The organism is Lentibacillus songyuanensis (genome assembly GCF_039548255.1).
Lineage (GTDB): Bacteria > Bacillota > Bacilli > Bacillales > Amphibacillaceae > Lentibacillus_C > Lentibacillus_C songyuanensis.
This window is the reverse complement of record NZ_JBCLVH010000008.1, coordinates 66,572-82,367: the sequence shown is the minus strand read 5'-3', so window position 1 is coordinate 82,367 and position 15,796 is coordinate 66,572. Positions and strand designations below refer to the sequence as shown.

14 protein-coding genes and 1 pseudogene are annotated in these 15,796 nt (G+C 40.6%); 7 read left to right on the top strand and 8 right to left on the bottom strand.

What is annotated here, in order from left to right:
* Positions 1 to 8: 8 nt before the first annotated feature.
* Positions 9 to 878 (bottom strand): NAD(P)-dependent oxidoreductase, encoded by an 870-nt coding sequence (locus WMZ97_RS10010; protein ID WP_343271946.1) that lies wholly within the window; start codon positions 876 to 878, stop codon positions 9 to 11.
* Between the two features lie 228 nt (positions 879 to 1,106).
* On the opposite strand from WMZ97_RS10010, the gene WMZ97_RS10005 reads away from it, so the two are divergent.
* Both WMZ97_RS10005 and WMZ97_RS10000 read left to right on the top strand, forming a co-directional pair.
* Positions 1,107 to 1,553 (top strand): GNAT family N-acetyltransferase, encoded by a 447-nt coding sequence (locus tag WMZ97_RS10005; RefSeq protein WP_343271945.1) that lies wholly within the window; start codon positions 1,107 to 1,109, stop codon positions 1,551 to 1,553.
* Between the two features lie 104 nt (positions 1,554 to 1,657).
* Positions 1,658 to 2,338, top strand: coding sequence for a TraR/DksA C4-type zinc finger protein (locus tag WMZ97_RS10000; RefSeq protein WP_343271944.1), 681 nt, complete (start codon positions 1,658 to 1,660; stop codon positions 2,336 to 2,338).
* A 66-nt stretch (positions 2,339 to 2,404) separates the two neighbouring features.
* On the opposite strand, the gene WMZ97_RS09995 is transcribed toward WMZ97_RS10000, so the two are convergent.
* Together WMZ97_RS09995 and WMZ97_RS09990 are read right to left on the bottom strand one after the other, a co-directional pair.
* Positions 2,405 to 3,241, bottom strand: a complete 837-nt coding sequence (locus tag WMZ97_RS09995; RefSeq protein ID WP_343271943.1) for a DUF6574 domain-containing protein — start codon at positions 3,239 to 3,241, stop codon at positions 2,405 to 2,407.
* A 249-nt stretch (positions 3,242 to 3,490) separates the two neighbouring features.
* Complete coding sequence (locus WMZ97_RS09990; protein WP_343271942.1) at positions 3,491 to 4,828, bottom strand: S1C family serine protease; 1,338 nt, start codon at positions 4,826 to 4,828, stop codon at positions 3,491 to 3,493.
* Positions 4,829 to 5,355: 527 nt separating this feature from the next.
* On the opposite strand from WMZ97_RS09990, the gene WMZ97_RS09985 reads away from it, so the two are divergent.
* The 5 genes from WMZ97_RS09985 (at position 5,356) to WMZ97_RS09965 (ending at position 11,161) form a co-directional block, all read left to right on the top strand.
* The gene (locus WMZ97_RS09985) at positions 5,356 to 6,042 is read left to right on the top strand and encodes a response regulator transcription factor (RefSeq protein WP_343271941.1); all 687 of its coding nucleotides are present in this window, start codon (positions 5,356 to 5,358) and stop codon (positions 6,040 to 6,042) included.
* Positions 6,043 to 6,047: 5 nt separating this feature from the next.
* Positions 6,048 to 7,388, top strand: coding sequence for a sensor histidine kinase (locus tag WMZ97_RS09980; protein ID WP_343271940.1), 1,341 nt, complete (start codon positions 6,048 to 6,050; stop codon positions 7,386 to 7,388).
* Positions 7,389 to 7,566: 178 nt separating this feature from the next.
* A complete protein-coding gene (gene typA, locus WMZ97_RS09975; RefSeq protein WP_343271939.1) occupies positions 7,567 to 9,396 on the top strand; it encodes a translational GTPase TypA in 1,830 nt (609 codons plus the stop codon).
* A 209-nt stretch (positions 9,397 to 9,605) separates the two neighbouring features.
* Positions 9,606 to 10,115, top strand: a complete 510-nt coding sequence (locus WMZ97_RS09970; RefSeq protein WP_343271938.1) for a YfiT family bacillithiol transferase — start codon at positions 9,606 to 9,608, stop codon at positions 10,113 to 10,115.
* Between the two features lie 194 nt (positions 10,116 to 10,309).
* Positions 10,310 to 11,161, top strand: coding sequence for an AraC family transcriptional regulator (locus tag WMZ97_RS09965; RefSeq protein ID WP_343271937.1), 852 nt, complete (start codon positions 10,310 to 10,312; stop codon positions 11,159 to 11,161).
* A gap of 201 nt (positions 11,162 to 11,362) precedes the next feature.
* Here WMZ97_RS09965 and WMZ97_RS09960 read toward each other — a convergent pair whose 3' ends face one another.
* The 5 genes and pseudogenes from WMZ97_RS09960 to WMZ97_RS09940 form a co-directional block, all read right to left on the bottom strand.
* Positions 11,363 to 12,154 carry a class I SAM-dependent methyltransferase gene (locus WMZ97_RS09960; RefSeq protein ID WP_343271936.1) on the bottom strand — a complete coding sequence of 264 codons (792 nt, stop codon included), beginning with the start codon at positions 12,152 to 12,154 and terminating at the stop codon, positions 11,363 to 11,365.
* Positions 12,155 to 12,363: 209 nt separating this feature from the next.
* Positions 12,364 to 12,678 (bottom strand): annotated as a pseudogene (locus WMZ97_RS09955) (GNAT family N-acetyltransferase); the annotation flags it as partial.
* A gap of 747 nt (positions 12,679 to 13,425) precedes the next feature.
* Positions 13,426 to 14,382 carry an ABC transporter permease gene (locus WMZ97_RS09950; RefSeq protein WP_343271935.1) on the bottom strand — a complete coding sequence of 319 codons (957 nt, stop codon included), beginning with the start codon at positions 14,380 to 14,382 and terminating at the stop codon, positions 13,426 to 13,428.
* Entirely contained in the window at positions 14,375 to 15,295 is a 921-nt protein-coding gene (locus tag WMZ97_RS09945; RefSeq protein ID WP_343271934.1) for an ABC transporter ATP-binding protein, read from the bottom strand. The genes WMZ97_RS09950 and WMZ97_RS09945 overlap by 8 nt, the downstream gene beginning before the upstream one ends.
* A 174-nt stretch (positions 15,296 to 15,469) precedes the next feature.
* Positions 15,470 to 15,628, bottom strand: coding sequence for a YfhE family protein (locus WMZ97_RS09940; RefSeq protein ID WP_343271933.1), 159 nt, complete (start codon positions 15,626 to 15,628; stop codon positions 15,470 to 15,472).
* Positions 15,629 to 15,796 lie beyond the last annotated feature (168 nt).

Genomic DNA, 15,796 nt, shown 5'->3' with positions numbered 1-15,796 from the left:
CAATGCTATTACTTTTCAAGCAGTTTAATCAAAGCGTGAGTTCCACTATCCGCATCACCATTTTCGGCGAGCTGTTTATATAGCTCAAGCGAAAGCGATAGGCCTGGTGTGGTCATACCCATTTCCTGTGCGGATTCTAATGCGATCGTCATGTCTTTAATAAAATGCTTTACATAAAAACCGGGAGCAAAGTCACCTTGAATCATGCGTGGAGCCAGGTTGGATAAAGACCAGCTTCCGGCAGCACCTGTTGTAATACTATCCAGCACACGAGAAGGGTCAAGCCCCGCTTTTTTAGCGTAGACAATCGCCTCACATACGCCAATCATATTGGAAGCAATTGTAATTTGATTACACATTTTGGTATGCTGCCCTGCCCCGGCTTCTCCTTGTAATATAATTTCACTGCCCATTACCTCAAAAATCGGGCGCATATCATGGAAAACATCCCCATCGCCGCCAACCATAATTGCCAGTTTACCGTTCTTGGCCCCCACGTCGCCCCCGGAAACCGGTGCATCTAATGCGTGTATTCCGTTCTCTTTTGCAGACTGGTAAATATCCATTGCCAGGGAAGGTTTGGATGTTGTCATATCAATCACAACGGCATCTTTTTTGGCATTGGCTAAAATGCCATTTCCCCCAAAATAAATATCCTCGACGTCTCGCGGGTAACCTACCATGGAAATAATGACATCAGCTGATGCAGCTAAATCAGCAACAGTTTCTTTCCATGCTGCTCCGTGATCAAGCAAGTCTTTTGCTTTTTCCTTCGTGCGTGTAAAAACGGTTAAATTGTAAGATGCGTCCATTAAATTTTTTGCCATACTTTTTCCCATCACGCCTGTGCCAATAAAGCCAATTGTTGTTTTTGTCATATATCGATACTCCCTTAAAAATAGTATACATACCATTTCGACATTCATACGGTGATTTCCTGTTAAGGTGTGGTATTGTAAAATAAATTCCCGGGGATAAGCTGCTTTAAAAGTGAATCGCTAATAAATAGCACGGAATCGCTAATAAACTGCCCAAAGGCACCGATAAAAGCTGTGGGCTGCATCATAACGATTCATACATAGAAAAAATGAGAAAAGGTGATCCTAATGCAGTGGTTTAAAAAATCATTTAATGAAATACCAGCTAAAGAATTGTACCAGATTATCAAGGCTAGAATTGATGTATTTGTTGTCGAGCAAACCTGTCCGTATGAAGAACTGGATAATTGTGATCAGGATGCGATTCATTTATTTTTAAAGGAGAATAATAATATTGCAGCGTACTGTCGGTTGCTGCCAACAGGTACCACATTCCCTGAAGCATCAATTGGCAGGGTATTAGTAGTGGAAAAATATCGTGGAGAAGGCTATGCCAAAATAATGATGCAACAAGCAATTGACTTTATTACCGGTCAATGGAAGGAAACAACGATCAAAATTCAGGCACAAACATACTTAGAAACTTTTTATGGTTCTTTTGGTTTTCAGCAAATATCAGACGTTTATCTGGAAGACGGTATCCCGCATTTTGACATGATTTGGGAACATAAATGAAGAATCAACTTTACTGTTTTACACATAGTATAGTTAGCAATCCTTTTAGAGTTGCTTAAGTGACGTGTTTCATTCACGCACTTTTTGAAATGGAGGCTAATATAATGCTGAGCCAAGAGCAATTAAATAGATGCAAACAAGTGCTGACCAAACGGCAGAATGAGTTGATTAAGCAGGTACAGGATCATTTCGGGTTGAAATATGAGTTTTCCCAGGAGTCCATTGGCGAATTGTCCAATTACGACAATCATCCTGCTGATCATGGGACAGAATTATTTGAACGGGGGAAGGATTTGGCCTTAAACGAGCATGCGGAAACAGAACTGGAAGAAATAAATGAGTCACTGCATGCAATCGATCAAGGAACATACGGCATTTGCAGCAAGTGTGGAAAAGACATACCCTTTGCCCGTCTGGAGGCCGTTCCAACGACTGATGTTTGTATGGACCATGCATCAACGACGACGTTTGACCCTCATCGGCCGATTGAAGAAGAAGTATTTAGTCCGCATATCAATCCGAATGCGCCGGAAGATGAGGTGGAAACGGAATATGATGCTGAAGATGCCTGGCAGGATGTGAATCGATACGGTTCTTCAGACACACCATCTGACGTGTACGGTGATCAGGCGGATTATAATCAGGTATATCCGAACAGTGATGAGAACCGTGGAAGTGCTGAGGATATTGAAGGGTTTCTATCTGCTGATATTCATGGGAAGTATACCGGTGTCACCCCAAACCATAATCGCTATGAAGAACAATACGATGATGATCATGAATAAGAAAAGTATACGATAACAAACGCACAAGCCAATGATTGACTTGTGCGTTTTGTTCCGAAACTTCTTTTAGAACCCGCCAAATTGGTCGAAAACACTGCCAAATAAAGAGCTGATCAATGTTTCGATAAAGGATTGCATAAAGAAACCAAAAACAAGCAGTGAGATAAAATAAATTGCCAGTAAACTATAAACTCGGTCAAATCCATTACCGTGCTGTTCCATTAAAATAAGTGTAGGAACTACCATTAATGTACCTAAAATACTGATCATAATCAAAAATGCGGACAGAGAAGTAAGTCCGATTAATGCGAACAGGAAACCTACTGCATATAGTAATAAAAATGGAACCTGGTACGCACCATATTTTCCAAGCACGTCTGTGAACGTGAATGCATTGGTTGCTAGCTTTGTTCCGGCAAACGTTAACGCAGAAACAATTAAAAACAATAGGATAAATTCAACTAACGGTAAAACGAATGAATCAAAAAAGGACATGTCGGACCCGCCGAAATCTCCGAAAAGGTCACCAGGAATGGAATCCGTTAACGCGCTAACCGATAAATGAAGTCCTAAGGCCAGTAATAATGAAAAAATAACCATGGTGATGATACCAGAAATTAGATCATTGCTATTAGCGTTTCTTGCCTCACTTGGTTTCTTCAACAGTGTGAGAAAGAAATGACCAAAATTCGTACCAGCAGTTTTCACTTTCTCAACAGCTTCGTTTTGATTGACTTGCTGCGTCTGTGCGTTGGCGGTAACCGGCTGGTGATTGACAGTTGTTGCATGAACTGCCGGATCCTGGTCCTTGGCTGCAGCTGGTTCAGCACTTGGTAATTGTGCGCCGCAGTTCGTACAAAACTTCCCTTCTTCCGTTTCTTGACCACATTGTGGACAATGCATGACATCACTTCCTTACTTATTATTAGGGATAATCATCCATCGAAGACTATCCGCTCTATTTTACTATACTTTCGACAAATTTTGTGAAATTCCTCTTTATTGGCAAATTATAAAAATTAAACCTGGAAGGTACACATTTAGACGAAAGTACACATTATAGATTATATCGGTTAATTGCATAAAAAAGAAGGGAAACAACCCTTTTTTTAAAACGGGTTTGTTTCCCTTTGTGTTTTTTTCGATAAAGCTTCATTGATCCTTGCGCTTTGTTAGGGTAATCTCCATCGTTTTTGGTTTGCCGTTTTGGTAAACCTCTAGCTTGACGGTATCACCGACCTTTGTTTCGGAGTACATATATTTGCGCAAATCCAAAATGGAGTCAATTTCTTTGCCATCAATTTTTGTGATCACATCGAACTGTTTAAGCCCAGCCTCATCTGCAGGGGAACTTGGCTCTACATTCGCAACGACCATACCGTTTTTCACATTCTTTGGAAGTTGAATGTTTTCCTGGTATTGCGGTGGAACCTCATCAAGTGCAGCTGTGCTGATGCCAATAAATGGCCGATCGATCTTGCCGCTCGCTTCTAGTTCTTCCATGATTGGTTTTGCCGAATCCATCGGAATAGCAAAGCCGATTCCTTCGACCGCTTGCTGGGCAATCTTCATCGAGTTAATGCCCACGACCTCACCATCTTTATTCACGAGGGCTCCGCCACTGTTTCCTGGGTTGATTGCTGCATCGGTTTGGATAACCTCGGTTGACCAGTCAGGCTGATTATCACCGTTTGTATCAACTGCGATGTTCCGCTCTAAACCACTAATAATACCCTTGGTCACTGAACCAGAGAACTCCATGCCAAGTGGGTTACCAATTGCGATAACCGTGTCGCCAACGGTAAGGTCAGCAGACTTACCTAATTTTGCTACAGTGTCTATTTTACTTCCATCAATTTGTAAAACAGCTAAATCGGTTAGTTCATCGGTCCCTAATACTTTTGCCTTCATCTTTTCTTTTTCATCTAATGCAACGTCTACTTCTGAAGCACCATTTACAACATGATTATTGGTAACGACGTAAGCTTTACCATCTTTCTTTTTATAAATGATTCCAGATCCTGATCCAGCATCCTGGCTTGGCTCCCATGCACTTGTTTGTTGTTTGTTAATGACGCCGACAACAGCTTTCGATACCTCATCGATATCGGAGGCCACATCTGCATCGTCTGAAGAAACAGTATTGGAAATGGTGGGTGCAGCTTCTTGCTGGTCATTTGTTGAGCTGTTTGTTTCACTGCTACTTGTATCCTGATTGATATTGCCTGTTGGAATAATATTTGTCAGAAATAAGGCTGCAACAATTACTGCAGAAATCAAGCCACCAACAAGTCCACTTATTAATGGATGGGATGATTTCGGCCGTTTCGGTCTTTGCTGTTTTGACGGCTTTGTCAACCCGGGTCCTTTTTCTGTTTGGTTATGTTCATACGGACGGCCTTGAAATTCCGATTGATTGTCAATGTTCTTGTCATTGGACTGTTGCTGCTGTTGATCCTGCTGTTTATTTTGTTCATCATTATAATCCATGCGGATCACCTCTTCGTCATAATTTCTATTTTTATTATAATAACTTGCTTTGGAAGAAATAAAGGACAATTGTAGAAAAAGTATGTAATTCCCTTTTCATTGTTCATATTCCCCATTTTGTGTAAAAATAAAAGTAGCAATGAAAAAGAAATGGCAGTTATTGATAAAAAATGAATAAGGAACCTGTCTAGGACGATTGAAAAGCATATCATTTACTTGGTAAAGAGTGAGTTAAAATGGACGAGAGTGTGACGAAAGCGGACGATAGTTAGACGAAATCGTGCAGTAGTCACACAAGAACAGGCAATATTATGTGGCAGCAAGGTGCCGTATCTATATACTTAAACGTGCCATAGCTAAACGAAAACGGGCGTAAGCGTGACGAAAGGTGCCGTATACTCAAAACGTGCGTGAGTATACCGAAACCGGACCGTGAGCGCATGAAAACAAACGTGAAATGCAGTTTTTTTAAAAAGGCAGTTTCTTTTTTACAATGGACTTGACCTGTCTTAAAGGGGGCAATGGAATTGGATTATCATATTGGTGTGGTAGAGGATGATGGTAATATACAGAATATCGTTTCGGCGTATCTGGAGAAGGAAGGTTTCATAGTGACAATACATGATACGGCGGAAAAGGCGTTGGAGCTTTGGGAAACACAGCCGCCAGATTTATGGATTCTCGATATTATGCTTCCGGGCATGGATGGATATGATTTTTGCAAGCGAATTCGGCAGGAAAGTGAAGTGCCAATCATTATCATCTCTGCTAAAGACGAAGAGGTCGATAAAATTCTGGGATTAGAACTTGGCAGTGATGATTATTTGACGAAACCTTTTAGCCCTCGAGAATTAATTGCGCGTGTGAAGCGGCTGTTGAAGCGATCCAACCTGGTGATCAATACAAATGATCCCGTTCAAGATAAGGTGAAGGTGGACCATCTGCTTATTTATAAAGGAGACCGGCTGGTGTTCTGGAACGGAATCGAACAAGAGGTTACGACCAAGGAGTTTGATATGCTATTATTATTCGCAGAAAATGTAAATCGGGCGTTTTCCAGAGAGGAATTGTTGACAAGAATTTGGGGAGAGGATTATTTTGGCAGTGATCGCGCAGTAGATGATCTGGTAAAGCGGATTCGAAAAAAATTGAAGGATATCCAATTGGAAACCGTCTGGGGCTATGGGTATCGTCTTCGTTCTGAAGAGGAATAGGTGTTATGAAACTTCAACATCAATTAAACATCGCGTTTACCACATTGCTGCTGGTGATTCTTGCTGTTACTGGGTTTATCATTTATTCCTTAATACTCGATTTGCTGGTTCAGGATGAGCAACGGCAATTAAAACAAAAAGGGGAAATACTGGTTAGTATTCTTAATGATGAGGATTCCAGTCAGCAGAATATTGAGCAATTCAGCGATTTTTTACAAGATAAGGATCTGCAGCTCTTTATGTATGATCGGGCCCACAACCGAGTGCTTGATTCCACGATGTCACAGCGTGCTGCGGCAGGTTTTTTTCATAATAATAATTTTGCTGATGAAAAAAAACAGCTTTGGGAGTATCAAAATGATAAATATGTTACCTCGCGCATCCTGTTTTATCCGGAAAGTTCCGGACTGGAATTGATCTTATTAACGCCATTAAAGGATTTGCAGGCTGTCCAGCACAATTATATTCAACGGTTGCTGATTGTGTTCTTGATCGGAGCGATTGCTGCCATCATTATTAGTTATTTTTTGACCAATAAACTGGTGACACCACTAACTAAATTAAAATGGCAGTTGAAAAAAGTCGAAAAGCGACAGTTTGATCAAATCGAACATGTGCAGGCGACAGGAGAAATTAAAGAGGTGGAACAAAGTATCTATGAAATGGCGGATGAATTGCAGCGTTATATGAAATCGCAGCAAGCATTTTTCCAAAACGCAAGCCACGAGTTAAAAACCCCGCTCATGACAATTCAAGGCTATGCGGAGGGAATTCATGACCGGATTTTTTCCAAACAGGATGAGGAAAAAGGTTTGGAAATTATGGTCAAAGAGGTCAAACGATTAAAAAAAATAATTAATGAGATGATATTACTAGCGAAGTTGGATAGTGAACAAACGGTAAATAAGCCCGAAGTGACGACAGCCCGGGAATTAGTTGACCAGGTGATGGAACGGGCTTTGCCGCTGGTTAATGAACAGGGAATTACGATTAACGATCATGTAGAAGCAGGTACGACATTGTTTGTTGATCAGGAAAAGCTACTTCAAGCATTATTAAATATTACATTTAATGGATTGCGCCATGCAACATCACGCGTTGAGATTCAAGCAAACAGACAAGCGGGTAAGACCGTCATCACCATTGAAGACGATGGGGAAGGGATAGCACCCGAACTGATCCCGCATATCTTTCACCGGTTTGTGAAAGGAAAAAATGGGGAAACAGGTCTAGGGCTTGCGATTGCCCGTGCGATAGTTGAGCAATCGAATGGCACGATAACTGTTGGGAAGTCCGACTTAGGCGGAGCAAAATTCAGTTTGCAATTTCAAGCGACTAAATTATAGTTTTACTCTGTGATGTTTTGTGATATAATAGTATAGTTTGAGTCATCTATAACGGAATTGATAAGCAAATCCGCCTTTAAATAGGCATTGCTGAAGATAAATAAATCGTTCAACATTCATTTCAACAGATGGGAAATGAAGTTTTAACGTTAACCGTAATAATAAGGAGCGTACTTTTATGCAATTAAGAGAAGATATACGTAATATCGCGATTATTGCCCACGTTGACCATGGAAAAACGACACTGGTGGACCAGCTGTTAAAATACTCGGGTACTTTTCGGGAAAACGAACATGTAGACGAACGGGCCATGGATTCTGGGGACATCGAACGCGAACGTGGAATTACGATTCTGGCGAAAAACACCGCGATTAATTATAACGATACAGTGATCAATATTTTGGATACACCAGGTCACGCGGACTTTGGCGGTGAAGTGGAACGGATTATGAAAATGGTTGATGGCGTGTTGTTAGTGGTGGATGCCTATGAAGGGTGTATGCCGCAGACTCGCTTTGTATTAAAAAAAGCGCTGGAGCAAAAACTGACACCTGTCGTTATTTTGAATAAAATCGACCGGCCTAATGCTCGTCCAAATGAGGTTATCGATGAAGTATTGGATCTGTTTATTGAACTTGGTGCAGATGATGATCAACTGGAATTCCCGGTTGTTTATGCGTCCGCTTTAAATGGGACATCCAGTGACGAGCCAGATGATCAGCAGGAAACAATGGACCCTGTTTTTAAAACGATTATGGAGCACATTCCAGCTCCAGCTGATACAGTCAATGAACCACTACAATTTCAAGTAACATTACTGGATTATAATGATTACGTAGGACGAATTGGAATTGGCCGTGTGTTCCGTGGAAAAATTAAAGTCGGTCAACAGGTTGTTGTTTTGAAAAAAGATGGAACTCAGAAATCATTCCGCGTCAGCAAATTATTTGGATTTATTGGGTTGAAACGAACGGAAATCCAGGAAGCCAAAGCAGGCGATATTGTTGCCATAGCAGGTTTAGATGATTTGAACATCGGGGAAACCATTTGCCCGCAAGATCATCCGGAAGCTTTGCCAATGCTGCGAATTGATGAGCCGACCTTGCAAATGACTTTTCTAGTGAACAACAGTCCATTTGCCGGTAAAGAAGGAAAATATATCACCTCCAGACGAATTGAAGAACGTCTTTTGAAGCAATTAGAAACGGATGTTAGTCTGCGCGTCGATCCAACCGAATCACCTGATGCTTGGATTGTCTCTGGACGTGGGGAATTACACTTGTCCATCCTGATTGAAAACATGCGTCGGGAAGGCTATGAGCTGCAACTATCCAAGCCTAAGGTTATTATCAAGGAAATCGATGGAAAGCAATGTGAACCGATCGAGCGCGTACAAGTAGATATTCCGGAAGAATACACTGGTGGTGTAATGGAGTCGCTTGGCGCCCGTAAAGGGGAAATGCTTGATATGGTCAACCACGGCAATGGCCAGGTCCGGATCGAGTTTAAAGTGCCATCACGCGGATTGCTCGGCTATACCACTGAATTCATGACGCAAACGCATGGTTACGGCATTTTAAACCATACCTTTGATTCATACGAGCCTGTTTATAAAGGCTATGTTGGCGGCCGTCGCGAAGGCGTACTTGTTGGATTGGAAAATGGCAAGGCGACAACATACGGGATTATGCAGCTGGAAGACCGTGGTGTGATATTCGTTGAACCAGGTACCGAAATTTATGCCGGAATGATTGTTGGGGAGCATAATCGTGAAAATGACCTAACCGTTAATATAACGAAAGAAAAACATTTAACGAATGTTCGTTCCGCAACAAAGGACCAAACAGCAACCATTCGTAAAACAAGAAGTATGTCATTGGAAGAAGCAATTGAGTACTTGAACGATGATGAATATTGTGAAGTAACACCAGAGTCCGTTCGTTTACGTAAGAAAATCCTTAACAAAAACGAACGGGAAAAAGCAGCTAGACGAGCTAACTTGGGATAACTTTCATTTGATCCGGGAGAATGGATAAATAACATTCTTCCGGATTTTTTGCGTAATGGACAAGAATATAAAAGTCAGACGATGGAACGGATTGGCTTCCATGTTCCTAATACAACAAAGCAAGTACACATTTCGAATAATACTTATAAGGGGATGAGATATTTATGTTAAAATATAATGGGGATTTTGAAAAAAGGGGGAATTGAAAAATGAATGTAAGATACCCGATTGGGGGATTAGAAGTTCCTGAAAGCGTAACATTAGAAAATATTCAAGAATGGCTAAAGGAAATCGAAACTTACACAATTCGGTTAAGAGAAACGGTTGACTCATTAAATGATGAGGAATTAAGCAAAACATATCGTGATGGCAGTTGGACGGTTCGTCAACTCGTTCATCACATTGCAGATTCCCAGTTGAATATGTATCAACGTTTAAAGCTGGCTTTAACAGACGAAAATCCAACAGTACCGGCTTTTGATCAAGAAAAATGGGCTGTTCAACCAGATACAAAGCTCCCTGTAGAAAGTTCCATTCAAATGCTGGAAGGTATAAATGAGCGTATCGTAGCTTTAGGGAATAGTTTAACACAAGGACAATTAGATCGTGTTTTTACGCTTCAGCATAATGGTGAAATCACAGTTGCGACAAAGGTTGCAAAATTAGCTTGGCACGAAGAGCACCACTTAACCCATATAAAAATTGCATTATCAAAATGAAACAATACACTGGAGTTTGCTTATCGAAATTTTGATAGGCAAATTTTTTCGAGGTAAGGCGTGCACATTATGCTAATCTTAAAAAAACATGAACGGATAAAATTAGCGTCTTCAAAAATACTGTCCGAACAAAGCACAAGAAGACAGGAATACTAGATAATGCTCTGCTAGGATGTAAACAAGGAGTGAGTGACATGAGGTGGGTGGAATCATTACAGGCAGCAATAGATTATATGGAGGATCATTTACTTGAGGACCTTTCGATGGAAAGTATTGCTCAACAGACGAACTTTTCCGTGTTTCATTTTCAGCGTACATTTGCGATATTAACTGATATATCCGTTGGAGAATACCTGAGACGTCGTCGCCTGACATTAGCCGCTTATGAGTTAACAAGATCGAACACAAAGGTTATTGACCTCGCCTACAAATATGGTTACGACACTCCCGAAGCTTTCTCAAAGGCTTTTCGACGGCAACATGGTGTAACACCAAGCGAAGTACGAAAGCGCACGGGAAAGCTAAAGTCTTATCACCGCCTGGTAGTACAGGTGAGTCTGAAAGGAGTAGAATCGATGAAGGTCAAAATGGTTGAACGTGAGGGATTTCAGATTGTAGGGATGAAACGGGAATTTTCACTGGTTAAGGAGGATAATCTAGTGGGCATCCCCAAAATGTGGGATAAGCTAAATGCAGATGGCACAGACGAGCGATTGTTTCAATTGAATAATGGTTCGGTTGAAGGGGTAGTGGGGGTATGCGTTGGAAAGGATTCACAATCCATTGATTATTGGATAGGTACAGCACACGAGGGTAGCGCACCTGATGGATTGTCAACCTTGGGAATTCCCGCATCCAAATGGGCTGTATTTGAGGTTCACGGACCAATGCCGGATGCAATGCAAAAGGTGTGGAAACAAATTGTTTCAGAATGGTTTCCCTCCAGCGGTTACAAACATGCAGGAACACCAGAGCTAGAAGTCTACTCAGATGAAAATCCTTCCAGACCTGATTTATATTCAGAAATCTGGATCCCTGTGAAATAGGAACCTAAATGCAGTGGATTGCAGTACGAAATCCACTGCTAACTTGGAATTGCGGAATAAATGTAGGTAAGAAAAGGGTTTTGTAAACAATTCTTAGCTGTTGCCATGTTATTCCATGAATATTTTATTAAATGTAACAAAACACCATATTTAAAGATCAAATATTGCTACACAATCGCGCTCTATTGATGAATAAGCAATTTAATTTTTGATGCCAAGTTTTACTGATAAATTCAATTTTTCTTTGAAAATACCGGATTGATTAATATCAAGCAGTGCGTCTTTTAGTTCCTTTTCAAATGCGTCAAGCTTATCTTTAAGAAAACGTTTAGAACCATATGATGTTGAATAAAGATTTCCAAGGATCGATTCAATCGTCCAGGTAATTTCATAAGGTAATTGGTGAATTTCGACGTTAAATTTCGAATCGGCGATCATTTGTTCATGGCTTGTGACAGGGTGTTTATATGTAGTATTTCCAGCGCGCCTGTCTTTTCCGTACCATTGTTCAATCACATCATTTAGCCGTTTTTGCCAAGGTGTCAGGATCTTATTCGGTTCATAATCATCTATAATAGCAATACCACCTCCAGCATTTACTATTCCATACACCTCTTCTAACACCCTGGGACGGTCCATCCAATGAAAAGCTTTAGCTATTGTAACAAGATGGAATCTTGCATTATACTCTTGTCTATATTGTTCTAAATTCCCGTTAAACCAATGTATGTCGCCCAGCCTCGTTTCTTGATGGAGACGTTCAGCCTCCGCTATCATTTCCGGTTCAGTGTCTATTCCAACTATCTTATTACACCAATCAGAAAATCTTATTGTAAGGCGACCTGTACCACAACCTAAATCCAATAGATATTGCTCCCCATTTAGAGAAAATTTGTGAACTAAGTATCTTATCAGAGAAGAAGGGTACATTGGTCTAAACTTTGCATAATACTGTGCTGCCCCTTTAAATAAATCGTTTCCGTATTTTTTCATTTCAGCCCTCCGTGTCATATAAGTATTTTTCTAGAATCCAACTCTGTAACCGAGAAAAGACCAAGAAAATGGACTACTTATCAGTCCATAGTTGTTCCATTATTGTTAGCAATAGGTAAGTATTTGAGATTATTTCCAAATTTTCTCCTGCTTATTGTCCGCCCTAAAATTGCCCGCTTTTTCCGAAACTGCACCCTAGACGGGAACAATTATACATCCAATTTTTTATGTAAAAAATACTGATTAAATCCTTTTGGATGGTCTTCGATAGTGCCGAAAACTTCATATCCATTGCTTTTATAGAATCCTGGAGCTTGGAAACTGAATGTATCTAAGAAAATAAATCGACATCCCTTATCTATTGCTAAGGTTTCTATCTTTTTTAAAAGTTCACGGCCAAAACCTTTCCCTCTAACACTTTTATCAACCCACAAGAATTCAATGTGCATGTGATGCCAGAAGACATTTGCTGTGATTCCTCCTCTAATTTCGCCTGAATCATCCTTGAGAATGAAACTAACATTTTCATTAGGAGTTTTAAGCTTATCCCGCCTTAACGGGCATTAAGACCCCCACTTCAAGCTTTTGAGGTGAGACTAAAAAAGATAAGTGGGGGTCAACTGCCCGTAAAGGCCCGATGCTGTTCAACTAACATTCAGTGGGGAGAAAGGGACCCCCCACTGAATGAAGTTTCACTTTATCAGGAAGTTGTTCCATATTGTGCTCAATTACCTTTTTCCTGATAAAATCACTATCGGCTTGCTTCCACTGCTGAATCATATTCAAATCAGCCATCTCCTTTCAGATGAATATAACATTATATACCAAAAAACGATAGCGCTTTTTCAATGAAATGGAATGTTGTGATTATTAACACCAAAATGATTGACATTTCCTATTACTACCGTTAAACAGGCACGATGCGAAAGAATAAAACAGACAAAAAAGTAAAACGCAACAGATTGAATCTCCTGCATTTTACCTTTTTTGTCACCTTGGGAATTATAAATTTCTATGCCTGTGGGTAAATGGATGGTCACGTTGAGCCCCATCCGGCTCCAGCGCCCAGAGAACTAGTAGCCAACACCCGCTTCCGTACGATAAGTCGACATCGGTTCGAGGGACAAAGGTAGGCCGACTAAAACCGGCCTTTGCGGCGAACGTTGGCATATCCCTATTACAGGGGCATGTTTCCTTTATCTCTTACGGCTCAGTCCAATCTATACGTCTCTAACCGGCCGCTTGCACCTTTGTTCAATATAAACTCTATATTATTGCCCTGCTACATCACGCTTGGTAAAGAATAGCCAAGATACAATAAGAAAGATAATGTAGTAGACAATGAGCACCGTAATCGAGAAGCCAAGTGACATTCCTTTGATGAATGGTTCCGCACCGTGTGCATATTGGCTTAAGTCAGTATTGGCGAATAAAATATATTTTGCAAAGCTTTTGTCAGCGAAATAGCCAACAATGGAACTGCCGGCAAACATCAGGAAGATTGCCAATCCAATGGCCAATGAGCTCTGCCGGAAGATGGTAGAGATCATAAAGGCAAAGGTTGCCATGACGACAAGGTTTACCAGTTGATAACCATAGCCGGTAATAATACCTTTAATCACGGACGTTTCAACAAAGCCACCATCCATTGTTGTTTCCAGAATATGGGTGTTTATTCCGTTGACACCGAAGAAGATAGCTCCAACTATCCAGGAAAAAATTAAGACAGCTAACAGCGTAAAGAGTGCGAATAATAATGTTGAAATATATTTTGAAATTAAAATTTTCGTCCGAGATATGGGACGAATCAGTAGTAATTTAATTGTTCCCCATTTAAATTCATTGGCGACGATGCCCGCGGACACAATAATGGTAAAAAGTGTTACAAGTGACAGCAGCATTTTGTTTTCCATCACAAATTGCCATGCATCATATTTGGCTGGTTGAAGATCGTGCTCCAGATAGTAATTGTTTTTGGTAATGTCATAATCATGAAGCCCTTGCATATCTTCGTCTTCTTGCATTTCTTTTGTCATGTCGTCGTTTTTTTGCTGCAATACTTCCCGCCAGTCACTTCCTTGATATTCTTCATTCAGATCACCAAAGGAATTTGTAATAAAGGCTGTTCCGATAATAATAGCTGCCAATAAAATGTACATAACCCAAGTGGACTTACGGATATAAATTTTTAGTTGTTCATTATATAGTAGTTTAAAAAAGTTACTCAATCGTGTTCTCCCCAATCAAATCGAAAAATTTATCTTCTAACGATGCCTTCGCAGCACTAACCTGGTAGATGGCGATACCATGGTCAACCAGCGTTTGAATCAGCTTTGGCACATCCTCTTTTTTACTGCGAAATTGCAGCAGCTTGTCCTTAATAGCAGCATCCAGTTGATGATTTGCCATCAATACTTCTTTGGCTTTTTCCGGCGGTGTTACCTCCATCTGTACCTGGATTGCTTTTTGTTCGTCGGTTGTTTCGTTCACTTGTTGGATAGCAATTAATTCGCCGTTTTTGATAATTCCGATCCGGTCACACATCAGTTCCACTTCAGACAATAGGTGACTGGAGATAATGACAGCAACGTTTTCCTTTTCTGCTAAACTTCTAATATATGTACGAATTTCCCGAATACCAGCTGGATCTAATCCGTTTGTCGGTTCGTCAAGGATTAATATTGACGGCTTATGCAATAGGGCCTGTGCGATTCCTAGACGCTGGCGCATCCCTAATGAATATTTCCCAACTTTGTATTTGACAGCTTGTTCCAATCCAACGAGCGCGACTACCTCTCGAATTCGCTCCTTGGTCACGCCAGGAACCATGCGGGCAAAGTGATTAAGGTTTTGCATCCCGGTCATAAACGGATACATTTCTGGATTCTCGACAATCGCACCGATCTCGCGGGCCGCTCGTTTATAATCGCTTTTAATACTTTTCCCCAGAATACGAATATCTCCGCTGGTAATGTGCATCAAGCCGACCATCATCCGGATGGTGGTGGTTTTACCAGCACCGTTTGGCCCGATAAATCCAAACACTTCACCAGGGTTAATCGTAAAGGACACCCCTTTTATAATGTTCTTGTTGCTGATGTTTTTCTTCACATCGTGTAGCTGCATTGCAGGTTCTGACATAACTGCTTACCTCCATTTTCATTCTTTACTAGTACTACGATAACATGGATGAAAAGTTTCAGCCATACAACAAAAATGTTATTTATCCCATGGAAAAAGACACATGAACAGGTTCATGTGTCTTTTGAAGCAAAATATATAAAGTTGAAAGTAAAAATGGGGTGAAATTCTATCTTACTTCATAAGCTTTGGATTTTCTCGTTTGGCTTCGTTCACACGTGGTCTCCGATAACCGCCAGCAATATCTGCTTGTTTAAATTCTTTTGCATAATGTACTTCCTGTGCATCAGAAAGCTGTTTGTTTTTCGTTGGTTGATACTGTATATTTCGCATGAAGATCTATCCTTTCTATTAAATGCTCGTTCTATTATGTGTGTTCCCGTTTTGCTTTGGTTAAAACATTTACGGATTTTTTTGGATAGCTAGTGATCTTTTTTAATTGGTATTCCGTATACTTAGGGAGAAAAGATGAATAGCATATTCCGTTTACTTTTATTTATT

Excerpts from the sequence above, each read along its gene's own strand:
- WMZ97_RS09940 (WP_343271933.1), bottom strand. The coding sequence starts at position 15,628 with ATGCGAAATATACAGTATCAACCAACGAAAAACAAACAGCTTTCTGAT.
- WMZ97_RS09995 (WP_343271943.1), bottom strand. The coding sequence starts at position 3,241 with ATGCATTGTCCACAATGTGGTCAAGAAACGGAAGAAGGGAAGTTTTGT.
- WMZ97_RS10010 (WP_343271946.1), bottom strand. The coding sequence starts at position 878 with ATGACAAAAACAACAATTGGCTTTATTGGCACAGGCGTGATGGGAAAA.
- WMZ97_RS09990 (WP_343271942.1), bottom strand. The coding sequence starts at position 4,828 with ATGGATTATAATGATGAACAAAATAAACAGCAGGATCAACAGCAGCAA.
- WMZ97_RS10005 (WP_343271945.1), top strand. The coding sequence starts at position 1,107 with ATGCAGTGGTTTAAAAAATCATTTAATGAAATACCAGCTAAAGAATTG.
- typA (WP_343271939.1), top strand. The coding sequence starts at position 7,567 with ATGCAATTAAGAGAAGATATACGTAATATCGCGATTATTGCCCACGTT.
- WMZ97_RS09945 (WP_343271934.1), bottom strand. The coding sequence starts at position 15,295 with ATGTCAGAACCTGCAATGCAGCTACACGATGTGAAGAAAAACATCAGC.
- WMZ97_RS09970 (WP_343271938.1), top strand. The coding sequence starts at position 9,606 with ATGAATGTAAGATACCCGATTGGGGGATTAGAAGTTCCTGAAAGCGTA.
- WMZ97_RS10000 (WP_343271944.1), top strand. The coding sequence starts at position 1,658 with ATGCTGAGCCAAGAGCAATTAAATAGATGCAAACAAGTGCTGACCAAA.
- WMZ97_RS09965 (WP_343271937.1), top strand. The coding sequence starts at position 10,310 with ATGAGGTGGGTGGAATCATTACAGGCAGCAATAGATTATATGGAGGAT.
- WMZ97_RS09960 (WP_343271936.1), bottom strand. The coding sequence starts at position 12,154 with ATGAAAAAATACGGAAACGATTTATTTAAAGGGGCAGCACAGTATTAT.
- WMZ97_RS09980 (WP_343271940.1), top strand. The coding sequence starts at position 6,048 with ATGAAACTTCAACATCAATTAAACATCGCGTTTACCACATTGCTGCTG.